Genomic DNA, 25,115 nt, shown 5'->3' on the forward strand with positions numbered 1-25,115 from the left:
TCAGTCTGCCGCTAGTCGCGCCTCGAACAGCGTGCGCACGCCAGGAACCTCGCGCAGCAGGTCCAGCGCCAGCTCCGCATGCCCCGGGGCGTACCCGTTGCCGATCAGCATGGTCACGTCCGCCGCGAGACCCTCCGCACCCAGCGCGGCGGCCGCGAAGCTCGTGGCCATCGAGAAGAAGATCACCGTGCCGCCGTCCGCGGTGGACAGGATCGCGCCGTGCTCGCAGCCCGGCACGTCCACGCAGACCACCGTCACGTCCGCGCGCCGCCCGAGCGCCGCCTCGACCGCCGCCGACAGCGCCACCGGGTCACGCGCGTCGGCCAACGCCACGACGTCCGCGAGCCCCGCGGCCACGAGCCGCTCCCGCTCCGCCTCCACCGGCACGATCCCAGCGGTACGCACAGCGCCGGCCCGTCGTGCGGCGGCCAGTGCCAGCGAACCGGACTTGCCGGCGCCCCCGATGACGGCGACGGTCGGGTTCTCGTACTTCTTCACGACGCGCTCGGTCAGCGCCGGGGCCCCGCAGACGTCGAACACCGCCAGGGCCAGCTCGGGATCGAGGTCGTCGGGCAGCTTGGCGGCGATCGACCGGCCGAACAGGATCGCGTAGCCGACCGCGGGCACCTGCTCCGACAACCCGTCCCACCGATCGAGACCATCGATGATGTTCAGTGGGGTCAAGGTTAGGCTGACGAGCGTAGCGACCCGATCTCCCGGCTTCAGGCCCAGCGGCGAATCCGGCCCCACCGCGTCGACCGTGCCGATCAGCATCCCCCCGGAGCCCGTGACCGGATTGTGCATCTTTCCGCGTGATTCGACGATGTCGAGAACTTCCGCGCGCACCTTGTCGCCGTCGCCGCCGTGCTTGGTGAACAGCTGCCGGAAACTCGCCGCGTCGAGATTCAGCTTCTCGATCGCGATCCGCACCTCGTCCGCGCCGACCGCCGGATCGGTGGACAGCCGCAGGGCCGCCTGCGGCAGGACGCCGCTCGGCTCGAGGACCCGGTGCAGACCTACGGGCGACGTCATCGTCAGATCTCCTTGATTCCCCTTGATACGTACAACAGCCGGTGCTTTGCGAGCGCTGGCGGAAATTCTCCGGCAGAATAGTTCCTACACGAAAAATAATCCAGTAGTGTGACGCCGTCACCCCACCGCTCGAGGAGGAGCCAAATGTCCAGCGAAGCAGAATCCGCCGTAGAGGCCGCCTCACCGTCCTCCCGGCTGACGCTGACGCCGGATCGAGCGGGAGGCGCCCAACCCTACGAGTACCGCCGCAAGGAACTCGTGGAACCCGACTGGACCCGCTTCCCCGGCTGGCGTGACGTCACCGCCGCCCAGTGGGAGAACGCCCAGTGGCAGCGGGTCAACTGCGTCAAGAACGTCAAGCAGCTCCGGGCCGTCATGGGCGACCTGCTCGACGAGCGCTTCTACATCGACCTCGAAGCCGACCAGCAGCAGACCGCGACCATGTCCATGCTGCTGCCCCCGCAGATGCTCAACACCATGGTCCCGGCCGGCGCTCCCGCCGGTGCGGCGTACACCGAGGCGTTCTACGCCGACCCGGTCCGCCGCTACATGGTCCCGGTCGCCTCCGACCGGCTGCCCGAGTGGACCTCACACCCGCACGCCACCCGCGACTCGTTGCACGAGCACGACATGTGGGTCGCCGAAGGACTCACCCACCGTTACCCGACCAAGGTGCTCGCCGAACTGCTGTCGACCTGCCCCCAGTACTGCGGCCACTGCACCCGCATGGACCTCGTCGGCAACTCCACCCCGGCCGTCGCGAAGCTCAAACTGGAACTCAAGCCGGTCGACCGCTACGACGCCCACATCGCGTACCTGAAGAACCACCCCGGCGTCCGCGACGTGGTGGTCTCCGGCGGCGACGTCGCCAACGTGCCGTGGAAGCAACTCGAGGCGTACCTCATGCGGCTGCTCGAGATCGACACCATCCGCGACATCCGGCTGGCCACCAAGGCGCTCATGGGCCTGCCCCAGCACTGGCTGCAGGCCGACGTCGTCGAAGGCGTCGAACGAGTCGCCCGCACCGCCCGCCGCCGAGGCGTCAACCTGGCCATCCACACGCACGTCAACCACGTGAACTCGATCACGCCGATCGTCGCCAAGGCCGCCCGCACCATGCTCGAAGTCGGCGTACGCGACGTCCGCAACCAGGGCGTACTCATGCGCGGCGTCAACGCCCACAGCCACGACCTGCTCGACCTGTGCTTCGCACTCCAGGGCGAGGCGAACATCCTGCCGTACTACTTCTACATGTGCGACATGATCCCCAACGCCGAGCACTGGCGCGTCGCCGTCTGGCAGGCCCAGCAGCTCCAGCACGACATCATGGGCTACCTGCCCGGCTACGCCACCCCACGGATCGTCTGCGACGTGCCCTTCGTCGGCAAGCGCTGGGTCCACATGGTCACCGAGTACGACCGTGACCACGGCATCTCGTACTGGACCAAGAACTACCGCACGTCGATCGAAGCCGCCGAGGCCGACGCACTCACCAAGCGATACGCCTACTACGACCCGATCGACACCCTCCCCGAGTCCGGCCGCCGCTGGTGGGCCAAGCAGGAGGACTGACCCAGCCTCCGCGACGGGCGGCGCATATGCGGTGCGGGCAGCACCGCCCGTCGCGGATCTTCACCCCTGGCCGAGGCTCAGCCGCCGGCCGAGGTTCAACGTCGTCTCCAGACGCATGCGCATGACGCCGCCGGTGGCCTCCACCGCGTCGCGGATCGCGCCGAGCAACCGCTCCTGAGCGGCCGGCTCCCGCAGCCGGAACGGCGAGAACGTCTGCACCATCCGCAGGTACGCCTCGGTCGGCAGCGCCAGATCGGAGTCGAACCGCAGCACCCGCACATCGTCGAACAGCCCGCTGTCGCGCAGGTCGGCGACGATCCACTCCGCACCCCGGTCGACCACCGGATAGTGCTCGGTGGCGAACGCGGCGTCCACCGCGACCCGCTGCTCCTCGTCGGCGAACGAATGCTTCCGCCCGATCAAGGCCAGCACGCCGTCCTCATCGAGCAGCCCATGCGCGCGTACGCACCGAGCGGCCGGATCGAGCAGATGCCAGATCAACGTCCCCGCCAGCACCGGCAGCGGCCGCGACGGCGCCCAGCCCTCGAAATCCGAGCTGACCACCTCAGCCCGCGGAAACTTCGCCCGCAGATGCTCGGCCATCCGCGGATCCGGCTCGACGCACAGCATCGGCGCCCCCAACCGGCTGAACAGCTCGGTGCCCTTGCCGGTACCCGCGCCGATCTCGGCGATCAGCTCCGGCGTACCACCGATATACCCGGCCAACGCGTCGGCCATCTCCGCCGGATACCCCGGCCGGACGTCGTCGTACTGCGCTGCCACTTCCCCGAAAACCGTCGTCGCCACGCGGCCATGCTGCCACAGCGCCCGAACTCCCGGCCTCAGCGACGACGCCAGTAGCCGGCCACCTGCTGACCGTCCCGCTCGTGCGGCTCCACCCACACCTGACCCGAACTGCCCAACGTCAACGCCGGCCGATGCACCGGACCCCGCTGCCGGGGCACCACCGCGCGGCGGACGAAGCCACGGACGGCCATCGAGGCCGCCACCTCCGGCAGGCGCTCGGCCCAGTACTCCCCCACGTCACCGGACAATCCCGCGGCCGCCTCCGACAACTCCGAGATCACCCGCTCGGTGCTCACCTCGGGGCGCACATGGGCCAGCAGGATCAGCCCCTCCTCCACCTGCAACGGCGTACGCAGCTCCACCTGCCGCAGATCCGCCAGCCGCTCGGCGGCATCGGCCCACAGCAGCTGCACCAGCACGTCGTCGGCGGAGGCGACCGCCATCCCGGCAACCGTCACCGGCTCCCGCAGCAGACTGCCCGCCGGTACGCACACGATCTCGTCGCAGACCCGATGCCGCAGCTGCACCGCCAACGCCGTCCCACCGGAGACCACCTGATCGCTGCCCTCGGTCGCGAGCGCCCGCCACCGGTACGCCGCCTCCAGCGACAACACACCCCTCAACCAATGCGGCAGCCGCTCGGTCATGGGAGGTCCACGTCACGCGAAGTCATGCAGCTTCCATTCCCCGCGACTCGGGCGGACGAACCTCCCGCAGCAACGGCCGCAACTCCAGCCACCGCGGATGCAGCACATCCGCGTGCAGGGCACCGTCGCGTACCACGATGAAACCATCCGCGAGCAGAGACTTCACCGCGGCGCTCGCGGTGGCCGGAGCCAGCCCGCACGCCTCCGCGACCGCCCGCGCGGAGACCAGCCCACGCGGACGCAGCGACAACTCGGCCAATACGCGCATCTGCGAGCGCGGCAGCGGACCGCCCGCGTCGACACCCAGCTCGGCCCGCAGCGCGTCCTCGTCCTCCGGCGAGAACAGCCACCCGCCCCCGGCGACGCGCCCCACCCCGAGGCGGCGCGCGGCGGACACCACGCGTCGGCGCGAGGTCCCGAGACGCCGCGCGACCTGCTCCGGGGTCGCGTCCATCTGGCCACGATAAGCCGTGTTCGCCACACGGTCATCCGCGTAACGTCCGACAAGCCGTCCTAGGAGCCTATTAGTCTCAGGTCAGACGCATGACACGCCTGGACACGGTTTGATGGAAGGCATGCGGGAGATCGTCCTCGTGCGGCACGGGCAGACCGAATGGTCCGCGACCGGCCGCCATACGTCCGTCACCGACCTCGACCTCACCCCGGAGGGCGAACGCCGAGCGCGTACGCTCGGGGCCCGGCTGGCCGGGCGTTCGTTCGCGCTGGTGCTGTGCAGTCCCCGCAAACGGGCGCAGAAGACGGCCGAGCTGGCCGGGATCGGCCCGATCGAGGTCGACGACGACCTGGTCGAGTGGAACTACGGCGAATACGAAGGCCGGACGACGCCGCAGATCCGGGCACACGACACGAACTGGACCGTGTGGACCGGCGCGACCCCGGGCGGCGAAACAGCCGCACAGGTCGGTGCGCGCGCAGACCGGATCCTGAACCGCGTACGCCCGATCCTGGCCGGCGCGGACGTCTGCCTGATCGGCCACGGCCACCAGCTGCGGGTGCTGACCGCACGCTGGCTCGGGCTGCCGCCCCAGGACGGGGCGCTGTTCAAGCTGGAGACGGCGACGCTGAACGTGCTGGGCTTCGAACGGGAGGACCCGGTGATCCAGACCTGGAACGCCTGACCGCGCGCAGCTGACCGCGCTCTTGGGAGATCACGGACGCGGACCGGCGCTGGTCGGCCCGTACGACTTCACGGTGCCCGCGACCGCCGCGGTGACCGCTGTCAGGACGCTGAAGATGACCGCCAGCGCGATGGCGATGCCGTTGCTTCTCTCAAAGCCGAACACGAACGTGAACTGATCGCTCACAGCGATGCCCCGCAGCAACGGCGACACGACCAAGGTCACCACCACGTAAAGCACACAGAGCCCGCACAGCGTCCACGCGCCGGGAATCATGCGGGCGAAGGTGAACCCCGCTAGGACCACAAGCGCACCGGCGCCGCCGACACCACCGATCACGTTCTGGAGCACAAGGCTGGACCAGCGATCGGTCGACCCGAGGGCGTAGACGACGTCGTGTAGCGCGAACCAGCAGAGCATGGCGGCGGCGAGCAGCGCCAAGCTGGCGGCGATCATCGCGGCGACGGCATTCGCCCTCGGTCTGGGCTTCCCCGACAACGGGCTCGGCCCGCCACGCAACTGCGGCTGACCTTGCTGCGGAAAGCCGAGCTGCGGCGGATTCGGCTGCATCCGCGCTCCTCCCGTTGCGGCGACAGAGATCTGCCGCAGACTATCGTCCGCGACACGAGTCCGCCTTCTCACGCCAACCGGCGACGGCGTCGTCAGTCCCGGGCCTGCCAGGTCGTGACGCACGCTTCGTTGCCTTCGGGATCGGCGAGCACCCAGAACGCCGGTGCTTCGGCGTCGTAGACAAGCCGTCCACCCGCTGCGATCGCGGCCGCCATCCGGTTTGCCGCGTCGTCGTGCGGCAGGGTGACATCGAAATGGATGCGGTTGCGTTGCGGACGCGGCGCGTCCATCTGCTGGAACCACACCGGCGGGCTCTGCCGATCGGGGTCGCTCAGCGAGCCGTCCGGCTCGTCGGCGTACGCCAGCAGTGCTCGCCAGAACGGGCGGACCGCGTTGATGTCGAGCGCGTCGATCGCGATCTCCAGCACCTGGCGCACCCCGGGACGCGTACGCCCGCCGACGGCGGCGGTGATGCGCCGGGCCAGTGCGACGTCCTCCTCCGTCACCCACGGCTCGTCCTGGGTGCTCTGCACGGCCAGGAGGAGCTGATCACGGCGTACGTCCAGCCAGAGGTGCTCGTCGGCGGCCTCGCCCGCGGCGTCGACCACGGTCTGTGCCAGCGCGACGGCCTCCGCCACCGAGGCCGCTGGGATCGTGGCCCGCAGCGAGCGCAGCTGGTAACGCCAGCCGAGGTCGTGGACGGCTTCGGACGCGGCCTGCCGCGAGAGCATCTCCATGCCGCGAATACTGCCAGCGGGGTGTGACGCTCGCCGGTTCCCCCGCACGGGAGAGGGGGGTCACAGGGGGGATGGGGGTGGCGGGTGCGGGGGTTGTAGGGGACGTGGAGATCGACGCGGTCGTCATCGGGGCCGGGCAGGCGGGCTTGTCCAGCGCGTACTTCCTGCGCCATTTCGGCCTGACGGATTTCGTGGTGCTGGACGCCAACGCCACCCCTGGCGGAGCGTGGCGACATCGGTCGCCGACCTTGAGCATGGCCGAGGTGCACGGCATCTTCGACCTGCCGGGCTTCCCCTTCGACCCGGCCGATCGGCGGGAATCCGACCCTGCCGCCGACGCTGTGAGCGACTACTTCGCCGCGTACGAGCGTCGGATGGGGCTTCGCGTCATCCGCCCCGTCGCGGTCCAGTCCGTTCGCCGGGAGCCCGACCGGCTCGTCGTGTCGGACGGCACGACCGAATGGGTGGCTCGCGCGGTCATCAACGCGACCGGCACCTGGACCCGGCCGCACTGGCCGTACTACCCGGGCGCGGCCGAGTTCCAGGGCCGCCAGCTGCATTACGCCGACTACCGGGGTCCGGAGGAGTTCGCGGGCAAGCGGGTCGTCGTGGTCGGCGGCGGCAACTCCGCCGTCCACGCGCTGTCCGATCTGGCCGGGGTGGCCGCCCAGACCGTCTGGGTCACGCGCCGGCCGCCGGTCTTCCGCGACGGCGAGTTCACGCCGGACACCGGCCGCTCCGTCGTAGCCGAGGTCGACGCGCGGGTCCGCGCGGGTCTTCCCCCGCAGAGCGTCGTCAGCGTCACCGGTCTCGGTTACACCACGGTGGTACGCGAAGCGCTGGCGAAGGACGCGCTGCACCGGTTGCCGATGTTCGCCAGGATCACGGCGTACGGGGTCGAGTGGGCCGACGGGACGTCAGCGGAGGCGGACGTCATCCTGTGGTGCACCGGGTTCCGGGCCGCCCTGGACCACCTGGCGCCGTTGAAGCTGCGCGAGCCGGGCGGCGGCATCCGGATGGACGGCACCCGGGTCCTCGCCGAGCCGCGGCTGCATCTGGTCGGCTATGGACCGTCGGCGAGCACGGTCGGGGCCAACCGCGCCGGCCGGGCGGCGGCCCGGCAGATCCGGGACCTGCTGCGTACGCCGGAAGCAGCGGCGACAGTCTAGGAGTCGGAACGGCCGCGCCGGGAACGGCGGTGCAACCCCCGCCAGCGTCCCCCTTGCGATCGGGCCGCGGCTTCGGCCAACCGGCCTTCGGCGTACCCGATGGTGGTGGCCTTGGGCGTCGTCTTGCGCCAGCGCGTCACGAGCCAGTTCTCGACGGCGCTCGCGAGATCGGGCCGGGGCTTGTCGGCCCGCACCTGCCAGCGGGAATGGACCCACCGCTCGACCGCGTGCGAGAGATCGGCCTGGGCGAGGCGGCGGTGCGCCACCAGCCAGCGTTCGACGGCCAGGGCGTCCTCGCCGCAGGCGCGCACGAACGACGCGATCATCTCCTCGCCGGGAAGGTGCCCCCGCGACAGCGCATGGGCGATCGTCGCCCGTGGCAGCCGTTCGCCCAGCGCAGAGGCTTTCTCCTCCAGCTCGCGATAGCTGAGCTGAGCCCGCTCCCGCAGCGCACGGAGGGCCTGGACGTATTCGGCCGGCGTGCCGATCTGCGCGACATCCGTCGACATGCGCCGCCCATACCCACTTTCAGGGTCTCAAACGTCCTCAGTCGTCGTGTTCCGACGACTTTCCAAATCGCGCGTAGACCGGATTACCGTACTCGGCCATCGCCCGGCGGGCGAAGACCTGCTGGATACTCGACACTCGCTCGGAACGCTTGCGTCCGACGAAGCTGATCGCCCAGTGCACCAGCGTGATCAACCGGTTTTTGAAGCCGACCAGATAAATCAAGTGCACGACCAGCCACAACACCCAGCCGATGTAGCCGCTGAACCGCAGGTGCCCGACGCTGGCCACCGCCGAGAACCGGGAGATGGTGGCGAGGCTGCCCTTGTCGCGGTAGTGGAACGGCTTGCCGGGCGGCTGCCCCTTGACCCGTCGGATGATCTGCCTGGCGGCGTACTTGCCGCTCTGGATCGCCACCTGCGCGACGCCGGGCAGCTTGTTCAGCGACATCATGTCGCCGATCGCGAAGATCTCAGGATGACCGGCCACTGTGCAGTCCGGGTTGACCAGGATGCGACCGGCCCGGTCGGTGGCGCCGCCGGCCGCTTCGGCCAGTTGCCGGGACAGCGCGGGCGCCGACACCCCGGCCGCCCAGATCTTGGTCATCGACTCGATGCGGCGGCGGCCCTCGGGCGTCTCGACCTCGATGCCGGTCTGGTCCACCCCGACGACCTTGGTGTTCAGCTGCACGTCGACGCCGATCTTCTCCAGCCGTCGCTGGGCGCGGCTGGACAGGTGGTCGCCGAAGGTCTGGAGCACCGCGCCGATGGCGTCGACCAGGATGATCTTCGACTTACGTGGATCGATGTGCCGGAACTCCCCCCGCAGCGTCCGGTGGGCCAGCTCGGCGATCTGCCCGGCCATCTCGACGCCGGTCGGGCCCGCGCCGACGATGACGAAGGTCAGCCACCGTTCGATCGCCTGCGGATCGGTCTCCAGCTCGGCCAGCTCGTACGCGCCGAAGATGCGCCCGCGCAACTCCAGCGCGTCGTCGATACTCTTCATGCCGGGGGCGTACACGGCGTACTGGTCGTTGCCGAAGTAGGACTGAGCGGCCCCCGCCGCGACGATCAGGGAGTCGTAGTCGACCGTGTAGGAGGTGCCCGGGGCGACGACCTTCACCTGCTGGTTCGCGACGTCGACCTCGGTCACGTATCCCATGAGCACCCGTGTGTTGCGCTGGCGGCGCAGCACCTCGCGCAGCGGGGGCGCGATCTCGCCCTCGGACAGGATGCCGGTGGCGACCTGGTAGAGCAGTGGCTGGAACAGGTGGTGCGCGGTTCCGTTGATCACCGTGACGTCGACGGGCGCCCGGTCCAGGGCCTTGGCGGCGAACAGGCCGCCGAATCCCCCGCCGACGACGACCACTTTGTGCCTGTCCATGCCCTTACGCTAGGCCAGATCGGGTCACCCCGCCCGGAGATGGCGCTGGAGATGGCGGGCGACCCCGTCCTCGTCGTTGGGACCGACCGTCCCGCCGGCGGCCGCCAGCGCCGCCTCGGTGGCGTTCGCGACGGCGTAGCTCTCGTCGGCGATGGCGAACATCGGCAGGTCGTTGGCATTGTCCCCGAAACACACCAACCGGGTCGCCGAGACGTGATCCCGGATGAACCGGACGGCGTCCGCCTTGTTCGCCAGCGGATGACACAGCTCCAGCCAGGCGTACCCGGGCACGCCCCGGTCCGGGCCGAGGTGGGCGTACAGGTCGGCGGGCAGCTCGGCGAGGACCGGATCGATCCGGTCGGGCGTGTCGATCGCGATCACCGTCAAGATCTCCTCCGACAGCGCCTGCGCGAAGTCGGTGACCAGCTGGAATCGCCGGTCGCCCCGGGCCAGCCGGACCGCGGTGAAGTTCTGCTCGCTCGCGTTCTGCTCGCCGAGGTGGTGGATGCGGTGGTGACCGCCGGCGTCGATGGTGAACACCAGCGGCCGCAGTCCCATCCGGAGCAGGACGTCGACGGCGGTCGCGGCGGTCTCCGGGCGGATCAGGTTGCGGGCCAGCTCGGTCCGGCTGATCGGGTCGTAGACGAACACGCCGTTGATGAAGGCCATCGGCAGCCGCAGGTCCAGCTCGCCCAGGATCGGCAAGGCGGTGTACGGCGAGCGGGCGGTGGCCACGGTGAACCACAGACCCTGCTCGATCAGGTCGTTGATGATCTTCACCGAGGTGGGGCTCACCGCCGAGGCGGAGTTCAGCAGGGTGCCGTCCAGATCCGTCACGTAGAGGGTGGTCACCGGCCGAGCGTAGCCGTGACGATCATGCGGCCGACGAGCACGGCGGCGACGATCACGGGGCGTTCGACGGCGCGGGCGACGCCGCCGACGACGGCCGGGTGGCGGGCTCCGTCGTCGGCGCGGACGTCGGACTCGGTGGCGCGGCCGTCGTGGCCTTCGGCGTCGGGCTCGCCGCCGTCGTCCGGGGCGCGGTCGTCGTCCGGGCCGCGCCCGTGGTCGCCTGGGTGACGTTGGTGGCCCGAGCGGGTGCGCTGCCACCGACGCTGCTCCGCGCGTTCGCCGTCGGATAGGTCGTCGGGGACGGCGTACCGGGCGGGTCGTCGCCCAGCTGGCCCGCCGCCAGCGCCAACGCCGCCACGCCGACCGCGGCGATCCCGCCCACCGTCAGCGCCCAGCGCTTGCGGCCCTTGGGTGGCAGGCCGGTCGGATCGTCGATGGGGTCGTAGACCGGCTCATAGGTCGGCACGGCCGCCCGGGCGGCGAAGTTGGCCGTCGGCATGGTCGCCGTCGCGGTCACCCCGGGACTCGGTTTCCGGGCCGTCTGGGCGGCTGCGGCCAACGCCGCCGCGCTGGCGTACCGGGCGGCGGGGTCCTTCTCCATCGCCCGCTCGACCACCTCGCGCACCGGCGCCGGGATCGACTCCGGCAGCGGGGGCGGCTGATCGCGTACCTGGCTCAGGGCCACCGACACGGCGTCCGGCCCGGAGAAGGGCAGATGCCCGGTCAGGCAGTGGTACGCCACCGCGCCCAGCGCGTACACGTCGGCGGCGCCGGTCAGCGGCTTGCGGGTGGCCTGCTCGGGAGCCATGTACGCGGCCGTCCCGAGCACGGTGCCGGGCTGGGTCAGCTCCGCCGACCCGGCCGAGCTGGCCACGCCGAAGTCGACCAGGATGACCTCGCCGTCCGCCGTGAGCAGCAGGTTGGCCGGCTTCACGTCGCGGTGCACCACGCCCGCCTGGTGCGCCGCCTCCAGCGCCTCGGCCGCCTGCGCCACGATCCGCATCGTCTGCCCCGGGTCGAGCGGCTGCCCGGCCTCCAGCCGCCGGCTCAACGGCTCGCCCCGGACCAACTCCATCACCAGATACGCGATCCGCCCGTCCGGGACGTCCGCCTCGCCGTAGTCGTAGACGGCGACGATGCCCGGATGGTGCAGCGCGGCGAGCGTACGCGCCTCGGCGGCGAAGCGCTCCCCGAAGCCGGGCTGGGCCAGCAGCCGCGGCACGATCACTTTCACGGCCACTTGACGAGCCAAGGTCTCGTCGGTAGCGACCCAGACGTCCGACATGCCCCCGGAGGCGAGCTTCCTCACCAGCCGATAGCGGTTCTCGACGGCATCTCCCGCAGTCAGCATCCTGGACCACTACCCAGGAGAGGCGATTTTCACCCCAGCTGCGCATCGACCTCCGCGACCACGGCGCCCAGGTGATCGGGAATGGCCGCGTAGAAGGCCGCCCGGTCGGCGGAATACCGCGGATTGCCGGTCGACCAGGCGATCTGCCCCCGAGTCCAGATCAGCGGCGCTCGGGCGTACGCGAGGACGGCGGCGCTGCCGGCCGGGTCGAGGCCCTCGCAGTGCGTCCGCAGATCCTCGTACGCCACCCGGTACGCCGCCAGCCGGCGTTCGTAGCCTTCGGCGAGCCGGTACGCGCTCTGCTGCGGCGAACAGCGCTGTTCCTCGGAGACGATCGCGACCAGGTTCACCCGGCTGCCCTGCTCGGCTTCGATGTCGGCGGAGAGCAGGTCGTTGGAGATGATCATCAGCTCGACGCCGATGGTGACCGCCCGGTGCAGCAGCGGATCGCCGACCGCCGCCGGGGGCAGTTCCCGGTTCTCGGCGTACTCGCCGAGGGCCAGGGCCACGTACGCGCCGAAGAACAGCGGCCGCCAGCGCAGATAGTCCCGCAGCCGGGGTACGCCGCCGCCGCGCACCTGGGCCGCTTCCCATTCGCAGCCGTCGAGGTGCCGCCGGAACTCCGTCCGCAGCCGCCGCTGCCACGCCTCCGAGGCGGTGGCGGCGATGCGCCCCCAGGTCTGGTACAGCGCCCGGCCCAGCGGGCCGCTGCCGGGACTGTCCAACCAGGAGGCGATCGCGGCGCAAAGCCGTGCCACGACCGATTCCGGCTCCTGCGGGCCGATCCGCTCCAATTGATCATCCATGATGGACCATGCGCCCATCCACTCCGCCACCCGGGCCAGCTCGGGCGCGGTGGCGTCCGGATACATCCCGGCGACGAGCGCACCGAAGCGCGTACGCCGGACGTAGTCCTCGGCAGCCGGTCCGCGGGCCAGTGCGTGGTCGCGGAGGAAGGCGCGGCACGCCTCGTCGGCGGGGTCGGCGTAGGGGCTCAGGCGTAACTCGACCGGAACGTGCAGCTCCGGAACGACGATGGTCACGTCTTCAGCATGGTTCGCTGCGGGGTGCAACTTCCAGAATGCAAGTAGCTCATTCAGTTACTCAAGCTGAGCCCGGGGCGATCAGGAGACCGCGGGCGGGCGCTGTTCGAACGGCGTCGACAGCACGACCGTCGTCCGGGTGATGACGTTGGCCGCCGACCGGATCTCCGCCAACAGCTTCTCCAGCTCCGCCGGCGACCCCACGCGTACCAGCAGGAGATAGAAGTCCTCACCCGCCACGGACCAGCAGGAGTCGATCTGCGCGAGGTGTGACAGGCGCTCCGGGGCGTCGTCCGGCTGGGCCGGATCGAACGGGCGGATCGCGACCAGCGCGGTCAGCGGAAGCCCGATGGCCTCGTAGTCGACCTTGGCCGCGTAGCCGGTGACGATGCCGCGTTGCTCGAGCCGGCGGACCCGCTGATGCACCGCGGAGACCGACAGTCCCACCTTCTCGGCCAGGTCCGTGTAGGACATGCGGCCGTCCGCGGTCAGCGCGGCGACGATGGCCCGGTCTGTCTCCTCCACGGCGGTCACGATAGTGGTACGCGCGGTCACCGCGCCAGAGCCCAGGTCACTCACGGCCGGACCAGCACCTTCAGCGCCGTCCGGTCGGACATCGCGGCATAGCCGCCGGGCACCCCGGCCAGGTCGACGCCGACATCGAAGACCGGCGACGGGTCCAGACGCCCGGCGAGGACGTCGGCCAGCAGCTCCGGAATGTACGCCCGCGCCGGCGCGACCCCGCCGCACAGCCCGACGTTGTTGTCGAACATGGTGTTGATGTCGACGCCGCCGGAGCCCCCATGCGGCACGCCCACATAGCCGACGTAGCCGCCCGGCCGAGCGACGCGGATCGCGGTCCGCATCGACTCCTCGGTCCCGACAGCCTCGATGACAGCGTGCGCGCCCCAGCCGCCGGTCAGCTCCTGAACCGCGGCGACCGCGTCCGCCCCGCGCTCGGCGACCACGTCGGTCGCGCCGAACTCCCGGGCGATCGCCGTACGCACCTGGTGCCGTCCGAGCGCGATGATGCGCTCGGCCCCGAGCCGCCGCGCGGCCAGCACCCCGCAGAGCCCGACCGCACCGTCCCCGACGACCGCCACCGTGCTGCCCGGCGCGACCCGGGCGCTGAGCGCGGCGTGGTGCCCCGTCGACATGACGTCCGACAGAGCCAGCACCTTGACCAGGTCGTGGTCGGACAACCCGGCCGGCAGCGGCACGAGCGTGCCGTCGGCGAACGGTACGCGTACCGCCTCGCCCTGCCCGCCGTCCGCGCCGACCTGGCCCCAGAACCCGCCGTGTACGCAGCTGGTCTGCAAACCAGCCTGGCAGAACTCGCACGTCCCGTCGGACCACACGAACGGGGCGACCACCGCCTGGCCGACCTTCAGCGTCCGCACGCCCGTGCCCGCCGCCTCGACGACGCCGAGGAACTCGTGCCCGATCCGCTGGCCCGGCCGCCGACTAGCCACCCCCTGGTACGCCCACAGGTCGCTGCCGCAGATGCAGGCGTGGGTGACCCGGACGATCGCGTCGGTCGCCTCGACCAGGTCGGGGTCGGGCACCTCCTCGATCCGGATGTCCTTCGGGGCATGAATGACCGCTGCGCGCATAAGATCATCGTAAGCGCGACGGCCCCTCCGTACCCGCGTCAGGGCAGATCACGGCCCTTGTTTCCGCGAGCCGACCCGGTCATCGTCCCGGTGCCGAACCACAGCAGGCAGTGCACCAACCGGCGGCCCATGATCCAGTACTCCGCCAGGTTGTAGTCCGACCGGTTGTCGAACCAGAGGTAGGTTCCGGCCAGGCCGGCCACCTGGGCGGCCCGGACGCCGAGGAACGATGCGGCGACCGTCCGGCAGGTCGTGTGGAGCGACTCGTAGTCCGGTTCGACGACCTCCTTGCTCGTCTGCGGGGCGAGGAAGGTTCCGGCGTACTCGCTGTTGTGCCGCTCGGCGCACGGCACGACCTTGGCCGTCCCGCTGGCCGGAACGGCCAGGCAGGTGGCGGGCAGGGTCGCTCCCTTGAGACTGCCCTCCCGTGCCTGCACGGCGTCGACGCCGAGATCCACCTCGACCAGGTCGCACCGGTACCAGTGCTGCCCCGCCTGCCACGCGACGTCGGTCGGCACGGCGACGACCAGCCGAAGACGGATGTGATACCAGTTATGACCGACGTACTCACTGGTCCGGCGGTCGCATTCGGCGTACACCTCCGCCTGGGCGGCCTTGGCCACCGCCGTCGAATAGCGGTCGAGGGTGGGTGGCTTGCGCTCGGCGGCCGCGGCCCCGGTGAACGCGCCGACGTAGGTCGTCTCCCGATTGTGGCTGGCGGCGCAGTCGACGGTCTGCTCCTTCGCCGGTGCGATCTGTTCACCAAGACTGGTGTGACAATCCCCAGCCTTGGACACGACCTGCTCTGCCGACGCCGGAGTGGGCCACCCGATGTCGCCGTCGACGCCTTCGGGCAGCCCACATCCACTCACTCCCAGGATCAAGGCGAAACCTGCCGCGCAAGCGGCCCGCCGAACGCGCATCCCCGTTTCTCCCTCCCCGTGTGACAGGGGAGGGTAGCGGATCCACGCCAGCACAGGTGGGCGCGGCAGGCTTCAGCGGAACAGGCAGGCTTCAGCGGGCGAGGTGGCGGGCGATGACCATGCGCTGGATCTGGTTGGTGCCCTCGACGATCTGCAGCACCTTCGCCTCGCGCATGTACCGCTCGACCGGGTGATCGGCGACGTAACCCGCCCCGCCGAGCACCTGCACGGCGTCTGTGGTCACCTTCATCGCCACGTCGGTCGCGAACAGCTTGGCCTGGGCCGCCTCGATCGAGTACGGCTGCCCGGCGTCCTTGAGCCGAGCGGCGTGCAGAGTCAGCGCCCGGGCCGCGGCGAGCTGGGTGGCCGCGTCGGCGACCAGGAAGCCGAGCCCTTGGAAGTCGATGATCCGCTGGCCGAACTGCTTGCGTTCCTTGGCGTACCCGATGGCGTAGTCGAGCGCGCCCTGGGCGAGCCCGACCGCGCAGGCCGCGATGCCGAGCCGGCCGCTGTCCAGCGCGCCCATGGCGATCGTGAAACCCTCGCCCTCGCCGCCGATCAACCGGTCCGCGGGCACCCGAGCCCCGTCGAGCACGACCTGCGCCACCGGCGACGCCTTCAGCCCCATCGTCCGCTCACGCGGCTGCGGCTCGATGCCCTCGGTCGCGGCGTCCGCGAACAGGCAGGAGATCCCCTTGGCGCCGGGCCCACCGGTCCGGCAGAAGATGTTGTACGCGTCCGCGACGCCGGCATGGGTGATCCACGCCTTCGTGCCGTTCACGACGTACGCGTCGCCGTCCAGCCGGGCCGCGGTGGTGAGGTTGGCCGCGTCGGAGCCGCCGGCCGGCTCGGACAGGCAGTACGCCCCGAGCAGCTCCCCGCCGAGCAGGTCCGGCAGCCACCGCTGCTTCTGCTCCTCGGTCCCGTAGGTGGCCAGCGGGTAGCAGGCCAGGGTGTGCACGCTGACCGCCTCCGCGACGGCCAGCCACCGGCTCGCCAGGATCTCGAGGACCTGGAGGTAGACCTCGTAAGGCTGATCCGCCCCGCCGTAGCCGCTGGAGTAGGGCAGGCCGAGGAAGCCGCTGCGGCCGAGGGTCCGGATGATCTCGCGGGGGAACTCGCCCCGCGCCTCGAAGTCGTCGGCACGCGGACGCAGTTCCTTGTCGGCCAGCTCGCGGGCGAGGTCGAGGAGGTCACGGGACAGTTCCGCAGCCGACGGGTCGAGGCTGGGGGGCAGGAGCACAACGCTGGGCATGTGAACAGCTTAACGAACGTTAGGGCCTGGGCGCGTACCCGGCTGGTGTCACCCCCGTGTGGCAGTCTGATGGGCGTGACCGCTCCCCTGCTCGCCGTCGACGCGCCCAGCCTCTATTTCCGCGCGTACTTCGGAGTACCCGAGTCGTCCGCCAAGACCGCGTCCGGCCAGCCGGTCAACGCCGTCCGGGGCTTCCTGGACATGCTCGCCACCCTGGTGCGGACGCGCAAACCCGATCGCATCGCGTGCGCGCTCGACGCCGACTGGCGGCCCGCCTGGCGAGTCGAGCTGCTGCCGAGCTACAAGGCCCACCGGGTGGTCGCCGAGCCCGCCCCGGGCGTCTCCGTCGAGGAAGTGCCCGACACGCTCGCCCCCCAGGTTCCGATGCTGCTCGAGGTGCTCGAAGCCTTCGGGATCGCGGCCTTCGGCGTACCGGGGTATGAGGCCGACGACGTCCTCGGCACGCTCGCCGCGTCCGCCTCGCGGAAGGCCCCGGTCGAGGTGGTCAGCGGCGACCGCGACCTGTTCCAGCTCGTCGACGACGAGCGGGGGGTGCGGTTCCTCTACGTCGGCCGGGGCGTGGCCAAGCTCGAAGACTGCGACTCCGCCGCCGTCGTCGCCAAGTACGGCGTACCGCCGGAGGCGTATGTGGACTTCGCGATCCTGCGCGGCGACCCGAGCGACGGGCTGCCCGGCGTACCGGGCGTCGGTGAGAAGACGGCGATGGCCCTGGTCAACCGCTACGGCAACCTCGCCGGCATCCGCGCCGCCGCCCTGGAATCCGTCGGCGAGATGGCCTCCGGCGTACGCCGCAAGATCGCCGACGCCGCGTCCTACTTGGACGTCGCCCCGAAGGTCGTCCGCGTGGCCGACGACGCTCCGCTCCCGCCGGTGGACCTGACGCTGCCCCGCGCGCCGAAGGACGCCGACCGGGTGCTGGCCCTGGCCGAGGAGTGGAACCTCGCCGGCTCGTGTCGCAGGCTCGTCGACGCCCTTGCCGCCTAGCTCGGCCGGGTGGACGCGGGGTACATCGCGATGACGCTGATCGCCCACCGAGACACAGTGCCCTCCGTCGTGCGGGTGAAGGTGAACGAACCTCCGTCGACTGTGCCCAACGCCTTCGTCGGCAGATAGCCCGGCCCGCGACCGTCGCAGGTGACTGGCAGGCTGCCTCTGCCGCTTCCCATGGTGGAGACGACCTCGACCGTCATCCGGCCACCGCCGAGACACACGCCGGTATAAGCGAGGATCCCTTCCGGACTCCTCACCTGGGCGGCCGCGTCGGCGATCGGCGGAAAGCTCGTCTCCGTGCCGTTCGACTCCGAGGTCCACAGCGCAACTATCTGACCGGGATATGCCGCGAGATCCGGGAAAGCCGCCGCGGTCGGCAACGCGGACGGCGCGGCCGAAGGCGGGGTGTCAGGTCCCGTACATGCGGCCAAGGCCATCACGACTATGCCCCCGGCAGCCCCGGCGAAGACCCTCCGACATCGGGATTCATCGTTCCTAAACAGCATCTGCGCTCCGTTCGACCGGGGCCGGATCAGCAGGCGCCGTCGGCCCGATCCCGGAACTCCTGCTCCGTCATGATCGTGTATCCACCTTTGCCGTCCGCTGCCATGACCTTGCCCGCCTCGAGCGACGCCAGATCATCGGCCGCGAAGTCGAACGTCGAATTGGGTGCCACCGACGAATTCGAGATTCCCACCTCGAGCCGATATCGGTGCCCGGCCGCGATCGACGTCAGTATGCCGTCGCCGGCCGCCCAACCGTCCGGCGTCTGGAAGAACGGCGCCGAGTCTTCCTCGAGGCCCGGCCCGGACACTCGCCACGCCGTCGCGGAGTCGTCGGCGTCGGCGAGCGAGATCGAGGTCGCCGAGCCACCACCGGCACAGATCTGCATAAGGGTCGTTCCGCCGCCCTGGTTGCTGACCGCGGCGAACACCGAGTTCCAGGGCGTACATCCGCCGAGGAGTAGGAGGAGCGCCGCGACCCCCGTCGCGTTCCTCAACCGTCTGCCGATCACGTCAACGACGGTAGATGAAGCAGATCACGGTTACGCATGCATCCTCGTGCAGGGAGGCATGCGTAACCGTGATCCGCACCTAACGGGAGCGGCGAGCGAAGGCGAGCCAGGTGACAGCGAGCAAGGCGAGCGCCCCACCCCCGACGGGAACGAGAACGGGTAGCGCGGGCGGAACCACGGGCACCCCCAGCCACGTCTCCCCCGAGGTGATCGGCAGCACCGATCGGGCCAGCGCCCATGCCAGCCCCGCCCCCAGGAGTCCTAACAGGACCCCGAAGAGCACCGCGATCGCGTACGCGAGCCGCGACGACCCGCGCAGGGTTCGTTCCCGGAGGCCGGCCAACCGCAGCGCGCTGAGATCCGGCGAACCCCGGTCGACCCGGGCGACGGCGAGCAGGACCGCGCCCAGCAGCAGCCAGGCGACCACGGTCGCGCCGACGAACAGCCGCAGCACGAGGGCGGCCGGCGACCTGGCGGCGACCGTACGCGCCTCGGCCCGCGAGACCGAGCCGACGACGAGCACACCCTTGGCCTGCAACGCCGCCGTCAGCGAGGCGGGTGCCGACGCGGTCAGCCAGACCTCCATCGAGTCCAGCGTATGCGCGCCGCCGGTCGCCGCGATCAGCGTGTCGAGATCGACGAGCAACCCGGTGTCGCCGATCCGGGGCAGCACCGGGGCCTCGCCGACCTGGGTCAGTTTCAGGGAGCCGCCGCTGAGCGGCAGGTCCATCCGCCGGGCGTCGACGTCGAGGCCGGGCGTGGCGATGGCGGGCAGCGCCTCCGGGACTTCCGGCGGCAGGAGCAGACCCGATCCGGTCAGCTTCCAGTTCCCCGCCTTCTCCAGCGAGCCCACCACACGCCAGTCGCTGATGTCGGCGTACGGGGAGAGTTCCTCCAGCGACAGCCGCCAGCCCGCGCCGCTCGCCGCCACTCCGTTGATCGCGTCCAACCGGCAGCCCGCGTCGCACGCGGCCGGGAGCGTGATGGTCAGCGTACTGCGCCCGGCGTTGGGCGATCCGAGCGTGACCGTCTGCCGTCGGCCGTCCGAAGTGGTCACCTGCGCCAGCAGCAGCGCCCGCGGATTCACCACCCCGTCCAGCGGCGTCGCCGTCACGGTCACCGACACCGTCTTCGACAACAATCCGCGTTCGGTCAGCTTCGGCCCGATCTGCGCCGCCACGGCCGGCGCCCGGTCCCAGTCGAGCTGGGCCGCCCGGCTCAGGTCCAGCGCCAGGATCTCGGGATGCCTCGTCTCGCTGGAGATCCGCCCGACCGGCATCGCGAACGCGCCCTCCGGATCGACCGCACGCACCGCCGCGATCACCTGACCCGGGTCCGCGGCGCGCACGGAGAGCACACGATCGGCACCTACCGACAACGCGATCTGCTTCTCGCGTACCACTTGGCTCGTGGCGAGCGAGGACGCGACCAGCGCGAGCAATGCCACGGCCAGGCCGCTCAGCGCGATCAGCTGGCGTGCGGCCGGCCGTCGCCCGAGCTGCGCGGCGGCCAGGCCCAGAACGAGCCGGCCCGCGCGCAGCAGCCGCGGCGTCGCGGCCCGGACCACCGCGGGCAGGACCCGCGCGACGACCAGCACCATCGCCGCCGCCAGGAGCGCGGGGGCGAAGTTTCCCAAGCCCTCAGTCGTACGCACGAAGGCGAGACTGGTGACGGCGAGCGCGACCAGCGCGACCTCCCCGGCGGGCAACTGCCGCAGCCGGGCCGCCCAGGCCGGGCCGACCTGCCGCAGCGCGTCGACCGGGCGGGCGATCACGACCGGCAGGACCGCGACCGTGATCGCGAACGCGACGGCGAACGCGGTGAGGCCCACCGACAGAGTGAACGGCGACCCGGTGATCGACGCCCCGACGACCAGCCCGGCGAGCGCCACGAACAACGGCGCGCCACCGCCGAGCGCCCAGCGCAACGGCACCGGCAGCCCCCGGACGGCCTGTACGCCGAGTTCCCCGCGTTCCCGCTGGACCTGCCGGGACACGAGCAGGAACAGCACCAGGCAGCCGAGCGTCAGGACGGGCAGCACGACGGCCGGAGTGGCGACGCCGACGTATCGGCGCTGGTCCTGCACCCGATCCAGGAGGGTGGGCAGCCCGTCGGACGGCGGCTCGATCAGCTTCGGCTGCAGGATCCCCTCCAGGAACTGCTGCCATGTCATGCTGCTGAGCAGCGACGGTTCCACGAGCACGTCGGCGGTGAGCAGATGGCTGTCGTGCGGCACCGCCTGCATCGCGTCGGCCCGGGTCAGCAGCGGGCCTTCCACGCTGCCGTCGAGCCGGGTGGTGAACGGGCTCGGCCAGCCCCAGTAGTCCTCGTTCTGGTCGAGCGGCGTGTAGACGCCGACCACGTCGAACGGGTGCGAACCGTCCGGCGACGGATACCACATGTTGTACTTGTCGTCGAAGAGCCCCTGCGCGACGTCGAGCACCGAGCCGACCGACACCTGCAACGCCTTCGCCTGATCGGCCGGGACCACGATCTCGCCCGGCGCGACCGGGCACCGCCCGGCGGTCATCTTCAGATGTACGCAGAAGTCCTCGCGGAACATCAGCGTGCTCGCGTCGTTCGGGACGAAGCCCAGGACGTCGAACTGCTGCCCATAGCGGACCGTCAGCCCTGGCGTGTCGCGTACGCGGTTCAACGTGGTCTCGAAATTCGACGAGTCCTTGGAATCAGCGGCGATCCGGAACTCCCGCTCGGCCAGCGGCGCCTCGGCGATCGTGTCGGCGGCCAGCCGATCCCCCGTACGCCCCGGGAAATCCGCGCCTACGGCGGCGAGCGCGCCGAGGACGCCGGTCAGTACGCCCACCGTGAGCAGGCCCGCCCAGCGGGCGCGGATCAGCAACGCCAGCAACGGGATCACTTCTCGTCCCCCTCTCGCTCGGTGCTTCCTCCGCGCTCGTGTTCATCGCGCGAGCTCTCTTCCCGCTCGCTGCTGGGGCGCTCGCCTTTGTGGCGCTGGATCACGGATATGGGTCGAATCTTGGACGGTTTTTCCATGGGTATCCGTGATCCGGTCCCCTCCCCGGCGGGGCCGGGGCCGTCGCCGACGGGGCCGGGTTCGGGGCCGTCGCCGGTGGGGCCGGCGGTGGCTGGGCGTCCGGCGCGACCGGTTCCAGTCGCGGACCGGACGGCGAGGGTGACCCGCCGGGTAGCCCAGCCGACCGCCGCGACGAGCACCGCCGCGCTGATCGCCCCGGCCAGGACGAGTACGCCGAACGGCACACCTCCGGGCGGCGCGGCGAGCACCTGCCACCGATCCGTGAATATCTTCGGCGGCGGAACGGGCAGCGCCGCCGCTGCGACCGCGGCGATCAGGCCGGCCGCTGTCGCGGCTGCCGGGGGCCAGCCGTAGAAGGCCAGCCCGGCTCGGCGTACTGCTCGCTCGGGCAGGCCCTGCACCCGCAGCGCGGTCAGGTCCTTGACCGTCGCCGTGCGCCCGGACGCGGCTGCCAGGAGCAGCGCGGTCGCCGCGATGACGAGCCCCAGGATCGCGGCGAGCAACGCGAACCGCCGGATGGCGGCCGGGGCGTCGTCGTCGAGCCGGTCGGCCGCCTGGGCCGGCGTCTCGCTGCGCAGCACCCGAATCTGCCGTTTCGCCAATTCGTCCACGATGGACTCCGGGGCGTCGGCCGTGAGCCACACCTGGAACTGCTCCGCCGCCAGGCGTACGCCGGCCAGCTCGTCCAATTCGGTCAGATCGACGAGGACTCCGGACGCGCCGAGCCGGGGCAGCGCCGAGACCTGACCGGTCACCCGGACCGGGACGGCCGGTGCGCCCAGCATGTCCAGCCACAACTGCTGCGGCCGGTTGCCGTAGCCGGGCGTACCTGCGAGCACCACCGGAATCGGAACCGGGGCCCCGACCGGGTACGCCGACGGCAGGCACGAGCCTCGAAGCGGCAGGCCGCAGGTCGGCGGGGCGATGATGGACAGCCCGTCCGGGCTGGTCGACAGCTCGGCGGCCAGCGCGTCCGGCTGGACCGGCCCCCGCCAGCGCACCCGATCGGTGAGGTCGGCCCGGCTGACCAGGTCCGTCCCGCTCGCCTGGACGGCGTGCAGGGTGACCTGGGTGCCCCAGTCGGGCTTGCCGTCGTGCACGGGCGGGCCGCCGGGCTTGGGCTCGTCCCGCGTGACCATGTCGAACGAGGCGATGCGGCAACCGTCGTCGCAATGTTCCACAGTGGCGGAGTACGTCGCCCGCCCGGGAGTCAGCGGACCCCACAGCGCGCGCACCGCCACACCGTCTCGCCGCACCAGCGACGCGGCGACATACACGGTGTCGGCCACGTCATCAGACTCGTCGGCGGCATGAGCACTCAATCCGTCGCGGCCCAGCTTGTGCAGTTTCGGGTTCAGCGTGACGTCCAGCGCCAGCGTCCCGCTCGCCACCTTCCAGCCCGGCGCCTGATCGTCGCGAGCGGTCGGCAGCGGGCCGTATTCGGCGCGCCACAACGCTGTCCGGGCCAGCCGAGCCGTGTCGACGGCCAGCACGCCGTCGCTGAGCCCGGCCGACAACGTGTACTGCGCCGCCGCCATCGCGTACCGGCCGTCGGGGTCTACTTCGCGCACCGCGTCGCGCAACACGACACGGCTCGGCGCGGTCACCGTCAGCACGCGCGCCGCGCCCACCTGGAGCGCGGCCCGGTCGGCGATCGCTGGACGAGCGCGCAGATCGTCGGCGAACGCTCCAGCCAGCCCGGCGACCGCCACGACCAGCAAGGTCACGACCCAGCGCAGCGCCGGTCGCCGGCTCGCCGACAACGCCGCGAACGCCGACGGCAGCCGGCCCGCGCGGGCCGCCCAGCCACCGGTCCGCGCGGCCAACGCCAGCAGCAGACGGCTGACGAGCAGACCCGCCGCCAGCGCCAGCACCGCCGGAGCGGCAGCAGGCGCGACCGTGGCGGTCCGCGTCTGCGCGACGCTGATCAGCTGCCACACACCGACTCCGGCCAGCAGCAGCACGACGATCTCGACCACGTCCAGCGCACGCCCGGTCCGTGCCCGCGCGGGCACGTCCCGCAGCAGCTCGCTCACGGTCGCGCGCGTCGCCTGCGTCTGCGCCACCGCCGCCACGACGATCGCGCTGACCAGCACCGCCGCGCCCGATCCCAGGCTCGCGGCCAGCGCCGTCGACTGTTCGGTTCCGGCCCCACCCGCCAGGGCATATCCAGCGAGTACGCCCAACGGCGCGCCCAGGATCGCGGCGGTGAGCATGGGCGACACGGTCGGGGCCAGCGACGAGGTCCACACCCGCCACCAGCGCACACCCCGCAACCGGACGAGCCCGACATCGGTGCGATGAGCCTGGGCCGCGTGCCGGACGGCGACGAACAACGCGACTCCGCACAGCAGCACCAGCCGGGCCGCCGCGACAGCGATGCCGTTGAGCAGTTCCTGCTGCTCAGCCTCGATCTCCCGGGCGAGACTGTCGGCCGACGTACGCACGACCATGTTGTCGGCGCCCAGCCCCTGCCGGGCCACGTCGAGCCGATGCGCCAGATCCCCGTCGTACGCAGCCGAGGCCAGCAGCAGCGAGACGGTCGTGGTGACCTTCGTGACCGCCGTGTCCAGCGTCGGCCGGACGGTGAAGCCCGGTTCCAGATCCTGCGGACCGGTCTTGAGCACGCCATGCCAGTACGGATCCAGCGGATCCTGTGGCTGATAGCGGCCGACGACGGTCAACGTCACCGGCAGCTTGGCCTCCTCCGGCGTGTACGCCACCGTGTCCCCGACAGCCAGCCCCAGCCGCTCGGCGGTGACCTGGCCGATCATGATCTCGCCGGATGCGGCCGGGCATGCGCCCTCGATCAGGGAATGCGCGCAAACCCCGTCCCGGGCGAGGACGGAGAACGTCGTCAACTCGCCGACCGTCATCCGGCCGCTCATCGCGTACTCGGTGATCGTGTCGAGGGTCGGCAGCTCGCCGGCCCGCGTACGCAGTGCCTCCCGCAGCGGATCTGCCTCGCTGATCTGCCCGGGCTCCTTCGACCGGATCGATACACTGACATACCGCTCCACTGGAGCGGCGGTGTCGACCGCCCGCCGGGCCAGCGCCTCCCGGGTCGCGAAGGCGTACCAGGGGGTGGCGGCGGCCGCCGCGACGGCGAGCAGGGTGAGCGCCCAGATGGCCGCCACCTGAGCCCGTCGTGAGCGGATTGCGCTCCAAACCAGACCGATCACGTTCTGAAACAGTGCCTAGGGGCGCAAATTCTTTGCGGACCCACGCCGATCGTTACCAATTCGGGATCTTCCTCTCGCGGCTGTGAGTCCTTTGTGGAACTTTTGCCCCGGCGGTCAACCGGGATGGGTGGTCGTCGCTGAGGCAGGCGTTCGTCCGCTGGGCGTCGTCGGGCGGGCGTTCGTCCGGTGGGCGTCGTCGGGCGGGCGTTCGTCCGGTGGGCGTCGTCGGGCGGGCGTTCGTCCGGTGGGCGTCGTCGGGCGGGCGTTCGTCCGGTGGGCATCCGTCAGCGG

23 protein-coding genes are annotated in these 25,115 nt (G+C 71.1%); 4 read left to right on the forward strand and 19 right to left on the reverse strand.

The genetic code is table 11. The features are described from left to right. On the reverse strand, nucleotides 1–1,032 hold the full coding sequence (kdd, locus tag HDA40_RS04345) for an L-erythro-3,5-diaminohexanoate dehydrogenase (protein ID WP_253751971.1): 1,032 nt from the start codon (nucleotides 1,030–1,032) through the stop codon (nucleotides 1–3). Between the two features lie 144 nt (nucleotides 1,033–1,176). On the opposite strand from kdd, the gene HDA40_RS04350 reads away from it, so the two are divergent. Further along, nucleotides 1,177–2,604, forward strand: coding sequence for a KamA family radical SAM protein (locus HDA40_RS04350; protein WP_253751974.1), 1,428 nt, complete (start codon nucleotides 1,177–1,179; stop codon nucleotides 2,602–2,604). A 60-nt stretch (nucleotides 2,605–2,664) separates the two neighbouring features. On the opposite strand, the gene HDA40_RS04355 is transcribed toward HDA40_RS04350, so the two are convergent. From HDA40_RS04355 to HDA40_RS04365, 3 genes are read right to left on the reverse strand one after another with little or no spacing between them, the layout of a single operon-like run. Then, the gene (locus HDA40_RS04355; protein ID WP_253751977.1) at nucleotides 2,665–3,411 is read right to left on the reverse strand and encodes a class I SAM-dependent methyltransferase; all 747 of its coding nucleotides are present in this window, start codon (nucleotides 3,409–3,411) and stop codon (nucleotides 2,665–2,667) included. Nucleotides 3,412–3,446: 35 nt separating this feature from the next. Beyond that, the gene (locus HDA40_RS04360; RefSeq protein WP_253751980.1) at nucleotides 3,447–4,058 is read right to left on the reverse strand and encodes a hypothetical protein; all 612 of its coding nucleotides are present in this window, start codon (nucleotides 4,056–4,058) and stop codon (nucleotides 3,447–3,449) included. 22 nt (nucleotides 4,059–4,080) lie between these two features. Next, a complete protein-coding gene (locus HDA40_RS04365) occupies nucleotides 4,081–4,512 on the reverse strand; it encodes a winged helix-turn-helix domain-containing protein (protein WP_253751983.1) in 432 nt (143 codons plus the stop codon). Between the two features lie 121 nt (nucleotides 4,513–4,633). Between HDA40_RS04365 and HDA40_RS04370 the strand changes: the two genes are divergently transcribed. Beyond that, nucleotides 4,634–5,197, forward strand: a complete 564-nt coding sequence (locus tag HDA40_RS04370; protein ID WP_253751986.1) for a histidine phosphatase family protein — start codon at nucleotides 4,634–4,636, stop codon at nucleotides 5,195–5,197. Between the two features lie 30 nt (nucleotides 5,198–5,227). On the opposite strand, the gene HDA40_RS04375 is transcribed toward HDA40_RS04370, so the two are convergent. Beyond that, a complete protein-coding gene (locus HDA40_RS04375) occupies nucleotides 5,228–5,890 on the reverse strand; it encodes a hypothetical protein (RefSeq protein ID WP_253751989.1) in 663 nt (220 codons plus the stop codon). Continuing rightward, nucleotides 5,860–6,504 carry a 4a-hydroxytetrahydrobiopterin dehydratase family protein gene (locus tag HDA40_RS04380; RefSeq protein WP_253751992.1) on the reverse strand — a complete coding sequence of 215 codons (645 nt, stop codon included), beginning with the start codon at nucleotides 6,502–6,504 and terminating at the stop codon, nucleotides 5,860–5,862. The genes HDA40_RS04375 and HDA40_RS04380 overlap by 31 nt, the downstream gene beginning before the upstream one ends. Nucleotides 6,505–6,608: 104 nt before the next feature. Here HDA40_RS04380 and HDA40_RS04385 point away from each other — a divergent pair, with 104 nt between their 5' ends. Beyond that, complete coding sequence (locus tag HDA40_RS04385) at nucleotides 6,609–7,673, forward strand: NAD(P)-binding domain-containing protein (protein WP_253751995.1); 1,065 nt, start codon at nucleotides 6,609–6,611, stop codon at nucleotides 7,671–7,673. Here HDA40_RS04385 and HDA40_RS04390 read toward each other — a convergent pair. From HDA40_RS04390 to HDA40_RS04430, 9 genes are all read right to left on the reverse strand, one after another. Beyond that, a complete protein-coding gene (locus tag HDA40_RS04390; RefSeq protein WP_253751998.1) occupies nucleotides 7,670–8,182 on the reverse strand; it encodes a hypothetical protein in 513 nt (170 codons plus the stop codon). The genes HDA40_RS04385 and HDA40_RS04390 overlap by 4 nt on opposite strands. A gap of 37 nt (nucleotides 8,183–8,219) precedes the next feature. After that, nucleotides 8,220–9,563 carry an NAD(P)/FAD-dependent oxidoreductase gene (locus tag HDA40_RS04395; RefSeq protein ID WP_253752001.1) on the reverse strand — a complete coding sequence of 448 codons (1,344 nt, stop codon included), beginning with the start codon at nucleotides 9,561–9,563 and terminating at the stop codon, nucleotides 8,220–8,222. Nucleotides 9,564–9,587: 24 nt separating this feature from the next. Then, a complete protein-coding gene (locus HDA40_RS04400; RefSeq protein ID WP_253752005.1) occupies nucleotides 9,588–10,415 on the reverse strand; it encodes an HAD-IIB family hydrolase in 828 nt (275 codons plus the stop codon). 52 nt (nucleotides 10,416–10,467) lie between these two features. Further along, nucleotides 10,468–11,766 (reverse strand): serine/threonine-protein kinase, encoded by a 1,299-nt coding sequence (locus tag HDA40_RS04405; protein WP_253752008.1) that lies wholly within the window; start codon nucleotides 11,764–11,766, stop codon nucleotides 10,468–10,470. A 29-nt stretch (nucleotides 11,767–11,795) separates the two neighbouring features. Continuing rightward, on the reverse strand, nucleotides 11,796–12,809 hold the full coding sequence (locus HDA40_RS04410; protein ID WP_253752011.1) for a terpene synthase family protein: 1,014 nt from the start codon (nucleotides 12,807–12,809) through the stop codon (nucleotides 11,796–11,798). Nucleotides 12,810–12,890: 81 nt separating this feature from the next. Next, nucleotides 12,891–13,334 (reverse strand): Lrp/AsnC family transcriptional regulator, encoded by a 444-nt coding sequence (locus tag HDA40_RS04415; RefSeq protein ID WP_253752014.1) that lies wholly within the window; start codon nucleotides 13,332–13,334, stop codon nucleotides 12,891–12,893. A 50-nt stretch (nucleotides 13,335–13,384) separates the two neighbouring features. Beyond that, nucleotides 13,385–14,422, reverse strand: a complete 1,038-nt coding sequence (locus HDA40_RS04420; protein ID WP_253752017.1) for a zinc-dependent alcohol dehydrogenase family protein — start codon at nucleotides 14,420–14,422, stop codon at nucleotides 13,385–13,387. 38 nt (nucleotides 14,423–14,460) lie between these two features. Continuing rightward, complete coding sequence (locus HDA40_RS04425) at nucleotides 14,461–15,306, reverse strand: septum formation family protein (protein WP_253752020.1); 846 nt, start codon at nucleotides 15,304–15,306, stop codon at nucleotides 14,461–14,463. Nucleotides 15,307–15,436: 130 nt separating this feature from the next. After that, nucleotides 15,437–16,600 carry an acyl-CoA dehydrogenase family protein gene (locus tag HDA40_RS04430; protein ID WP_253752023.1) on the reverse strand — a complete coding sequence of 388 codons (1,164 nt, stop codon included), beginning with the start codon at nucleotides 16,598–16,600 and terminating at the stop codon, nucleotides 15,437–15,439. 75 nt (nucleotides 16,601–16,675) lie between these two features. Here HDA40_RS04430 and HDA40_RS04435 point away from each other — a divergent pair, with 75 nt between their 5' ends. Beyond that, nucleotides 16,676–17,605: a 5'-3' exonuclease gene (locus HDA40_RS04435; protein ID WP_253752026.1), complete on the forward strand. Its 930-nt coding sequence runs from the start codon at nucleotides 16,676–16,678 to the stop codon at nucleotides 17,603–17,605. On the opposite strand, the gene HDA40_RS04440 is transcribed toward HDA40_RS04435, so the two are convergent. The 4 genes from HDA40_RS04440 to HDA40_RS04455 form a co-directional block, all read right to left on the reverse strand. Continuing rightward, the gene (locus HDA40_RS04440) at nucleotides 17,602–18,048 is read right to left on the reverse strand and encodes a hypothetical protein (RefSeq protein ID WP_253752029.1); all 447 of its coding nucleotides are present in this window, start codon (nucleotides 18,046–18,048) and stop codon (nucleotides 17,602–17,604) included. The genes HDA40_RS04435 and HDA40_RS04440 overlap by 4 nt on opposite strands. Before the next feature lie 95 nt (nucleotides 18,049–18,143). After that, nucleotides 18,144–18,626: a hypothetical protein gene (locus HDA40_RS04445; protein ID WP_253752032.1), complete on the reverse strand. Its 483-nt coding sequence runs from the start codon at nucleotides 18,624–18,626 to the stop codon at nucleotides 18,144–18,146. Nucleotides 18,627–18,705: 79 nt separating this feature from the next. Further along, nucleotides 18,706–21,504: a hypothetical protein gene (locus HDA40_RS04450; protein WP_253752035.1), complete on the reverse strand. Its 2,799-nt coding sequence runs from the start codon at nucleotides 21,502–21,504 to the stop codon at nucleotides 18,706–18,708. Then, nucleotides 21,501–24,779 carry a hypothetical protein gene (locus HDA40_RS04455; protein ID WP_253752038.1) on the reverse strand — a complete coding sequence of 1,093 codons (3,279 nt, stop codon included), beginning with the start codon at nucleotides 24,777–24,779 and terminating at the stop codon, nucleotides 21,501–21,503. Before HDA40_RS04455 ends, HDA40_RS04450 begins: the two co-directional genes overlap by 4 nt. Between the last annotated feature and the right edge of the window lie 336 nt (nucleotides 24,780–25,115).

Origin of the sequence: Hamadaea flava (assembly GCF_024172085.1) — a bacterium.
Taxonomy (GTDB): Bacteria; Actinomycetota; Actinomycetes; order Mycobacteriales; family Micromonosporaceae; genus Hamadaea; species Hamadaea flava.